The sequence below is a fragment of the uncultured Thiodictyon sp. genome (assembly GCF_903828115.1).
Classification (GTDB): domain Bacteria; phylum Pseudomonadota; class Gammaproteobacteria; order Chromatiales; family Chromatiaceae; genus Thiodictyon.
Window position 1 is genome coordinate 1 of sequence record NZ_CAIKKU010000195.1, and the last position, 3,275, is coordinate 3,275.

General features: G+C 61.6%; 3 protein-coding genes and 1 pseudogene. All 4 read right to left on the minus strand.

Translation table 11 applies throughout. The annotated features are described in order from the left end of the window. Positions 1-279 precede the first annotated feature (279 nt). On the minus strand, positions 280-1,377 hold the full coding sequence (locus tag QZY48_RS07105) for a hypothetical protein (RefSeq protein ID WP_295429488.1): 1,098 nt from the start codon (positions 1,375-1,377) through the stop codon (positions 280-282). Continuing rightward, positions 1,361-1,753, minus strand: a complete 393-nt coding sequence (locus tag QZY48_RS34650) for a helix-turn-helix domain-containing protein (RefSeq protein ID WP_366929647.1) — start codon at positions 1,751-1,753, stop codon at positions 1,361-1,363. The genes QZY48_RS07105 and QZY48_RS34650 overlap by 17 nt, the downstream gene beginning before the upstream one ends. A gap of 9 nt (positions 1,754-1,762) precedes the next feature. Beyond that, on the minus strand, positions 1,763-2,170 hold the full coding sequence (locus QZY48_RS34655; RefSeq protein ID WP_366929648.1) for a transposase: 408 nt from the start codon (positions 2,168-2,170) through the stop codon (positions 1,763-1,765). Positions 2,171-2,396: 226 nt separating this feature from the next. After that, positions 2,397-3,275, minus strand: a pseudogene (locus tag QZY48_RS34660) (DDE-type integrase/transposase/recombinase); the annotation flags it as partial.

The window sequence follows — 3,275 nt, forward strand, 5'->3', positions numbered from 1 at the left end:
AGGAAAAAAAGATTTTTCATAAATCAGCATTATTAATGGTTAGGACAATTTACGACTTGTGTCCATTCGTAGCCTGATTCGAGATCAATATTTCCAAGTCCAAGAATAACGCCCAGACCATTTCGTCCTTCAAAAGGTTTGTTTGCACTATCTTTTAAAATCCTGATTCTAATTTTTACGCTTTTGCAACAGCAAGGACTATTGCACAGTTCCCCAACCATAGCGCCAGTTACAGCCGGACTTAATGCGCTTCGAATCGCGGGTGTGCTGCAAATGTGTTTATGAGCGTTTTTGATTGGCAAAAATGGGTGACAGTTGTGGTTTTCGGGAGACGGTGATCAGGGCTTGGCAGCGGAGCCAGGCGACCACAGCGGAGCGCCATGCCTTGGCGCGGGAGTGGTGATCGGACGTTTCCCATTTCGTTTGGAGTGTGGATTCCGCACGTGCGGAGATCCAGCGGAAAATTTCGTGGCGGCGAGTGCGCGACCAGGATGCGTTCTGATAGTCGAAGTAGGCGCGTGCGGGCGAGAGTCCGCGGAGGCTGCGGCGCGGGCGGGCGTTGTGGAGATGGATGACCGAGCGGAGCAGTGGCATGAGCCGGTGGATTTCCGGGACGGGTTGGGTGGGGTCGAGCGCGTCGAAGATGGCGCGCTTACAGGAACCGACGCCGTGCTCGATGGCGCCGTTGTAGGAGGGACGTCGGACCGGACTGTTGATGGGCAGGATGCAGCGCTCGGCGAGCAGGTCATTGATGATGTCCGCATTGAAGGGGGCGCCGTTGTCGCGTTTGAGGAACAGCGGAGGGCCGTGGCGGGCGATGAGAAGTCGGAGCCAGCGGAGATTGTCGAGTGCGGACTCGGCGGGAAGAACCAGAGGTTCGAAGTGGAAGTGGGAGGCCAGATCGCGGGCAAGGACCACAACGACGCCGGGGTCCGCGGCGGAGGTACGCAACAGCATCGCGTCAATGGCCCAGGCGAGATTGGGGAGGTGCCAGGTGACGTGGAGCTTGGCATTGCGCAAGCGGCGGTTGAAGCGCCGGCGGAGGCTTGCCAGGAAGGCTTGGATACGGCGGCGCGACAGCGCGTCGCGGAAGTCTTGAACAAGGAGGCCGCTGCCGCGTGTGAGTTTCGGGCAGTGAACGAGGTGCGCGACCCGTGACCGGAACTCGGCCACGGGTAACGCACCGGATTTGGCAGGCCCCGGTTTGCGTCGGATCGGACAGGCCGCGCGGCGGCGCGTGCGACAGCGCCGCAGGGTGCTGTAGGGCAGGCGCACCGAGCGGCAAAGCATGGCGGCGCTGCGGCGGGCGCTGCACTGTCGCAGGCTTTCGAAGCGGTCGATCCAATGACGGTAGCGGGGCTCATCTTTTTTTTTCACGTCCCGATTGGGGCGATTTCCGTTTCGGTTTGGTTTGCCGTTGCGCCGATGGTGTGGGCTTGGGCGGGCGGAGGTCCGCCATCATCGCGCGCAGTTCGTGAACCTCCTCTATCATTTTGAGGCGGTTCTCCAATTCCTGCACCTGCTGCTTGAGGCGGAGGTTCTCCGGATCGGTCCGCGGGCCCGGCGGCCGTCCCGGGCTGCCATCCGTCAGGGCCGCAAGCATCGCCTGCAAAGCCCGTTCCTCCCATTGATAGTAACTCTTGCGGGAGATCTCCAGCAAACCGGCCCCCTCGGTCGCCGTAATCCGGCCCGAGCGAACCTGCAGGATGACCTCCGCCCGGCGGCGCGGCAAGTCGTCGGATTTCCTCTTCACAGGGCTCTTCTAGCAGAGCGCGGGCGGGTTGTCCCGTTCTTGTTGTTGGATCTTCATCAGTCTGCGGCCAAGCCGGTCCTGAGGGTCGCCACGGTCCATCAATTTGCGCAGGCGCGGGTTGAGGACCGTCGTGTCGTTGATCTCCAGATGGTTCTCCAGGGCTTGCAGCATACCGTCCATGGCCCGGTTCTGCCAGTTCTGGAGGGTCATGTAATTGATGTCCATCTGGCGGCAGATCTCCGTCAGGCTGAGTTTCTCGGTCCAGGCCGCCAGCACCGCCCGGGCTTTCTGCTGGGAACTGAAGACCCTCGCCGGGCGGCGGGTCCGTTGCGCTTTGGCCCGGGATTTGGCCGGTTTGGATTTGTTCGTCTGCTCCTGATCCGGGGTATCCGGACGAGTTTTCGGTTTGGATGTCATATTCAAGTTCCTGGTTGTTTGTTAGGTCGTCGTCATCGACGCGGAGTCTGAGTTTGCCCTTCTCGGCGTGGAGCACGACGGACTGGCCGTGCATGCGGCCCACCATGTAGAAGGGCGCGTTGGGGCGGCCCCGGAGGGCCATTTCCAGCACGTTGTCGCGGATACCCTGTTCGAGGGTCTTGCGCAACTCGGTCTGGATTTCGAAGAAGCGGTCCGCCGGGCAGAGGCCGCCGAGGCCCTGATGGGGACGCTTGTGATTGTAATACTGAACCCAGAGGCGGATCCGGGCGCGCGCCTGCTCGAAGTCGTCGAACTGGGCGCGACCGAGGAACTCGCCCCAGATGGAGCTCCAGAACCGCTCGACCTTGCCAAGGGTCATCGGGTGGTGGGGCTGCGAACGGATGTGGGCGATGCGGTCCTTGGCCAGTTCCAACTGGAAGCGGGTCTTGCCGCGCCAGGTGGCATATTGCCGACCGTTGTCGGTGAGCATTTCCTTGGGCGTCCCGTACTCGCCAACCGCCCGCCGATAGACTTCCAAGACCGACTGGGCGGTCTGGCTGCGGAACAATTCGAGGCCCACGATGAAACGCGAGTAATCGTCCATGAAGGCGATCAGATAGGCGTTGGTCCCGCCCAGCCGGAAGCAGAAGATGTCGGTCTGCCACATCTGGTTGGGTGTCGCCCGCTCGAAAAACCGGGGTTTGCCCGGATTGCGTTTGGGCCGCCGGACCACCGGCTCGTTCAGGTTTTCCTTGTGCAGGGTCTGACGCACGGACTCGGCGCTCACCTTCATCAGGAACCAGCGGTACATCACCTGGGCGATGCGCCGAACGCCCCAGCGGCCGTTGGCCTGTTTGAGCTCGACGATTTTTTCCCGGACGGGGGCCGGCAGGCGCGGTCGTTCATCGCCGCCGCCGGCCGGCGGCGGCGATGAACGAAACAGGGACGCGTCATACCCGTGCTTCTTGTACGCCTGTTTCCAGACCTTTAGGGAGTAGAGCGGAATGCCCAACAGGCGGGCCACTTCAATCTGCGTGTGCCCTCCTTCGACGTGCATCATAATCGCCCGCCGCCGGAATTCCGGCGGATAGCGGTGGCACTTTTG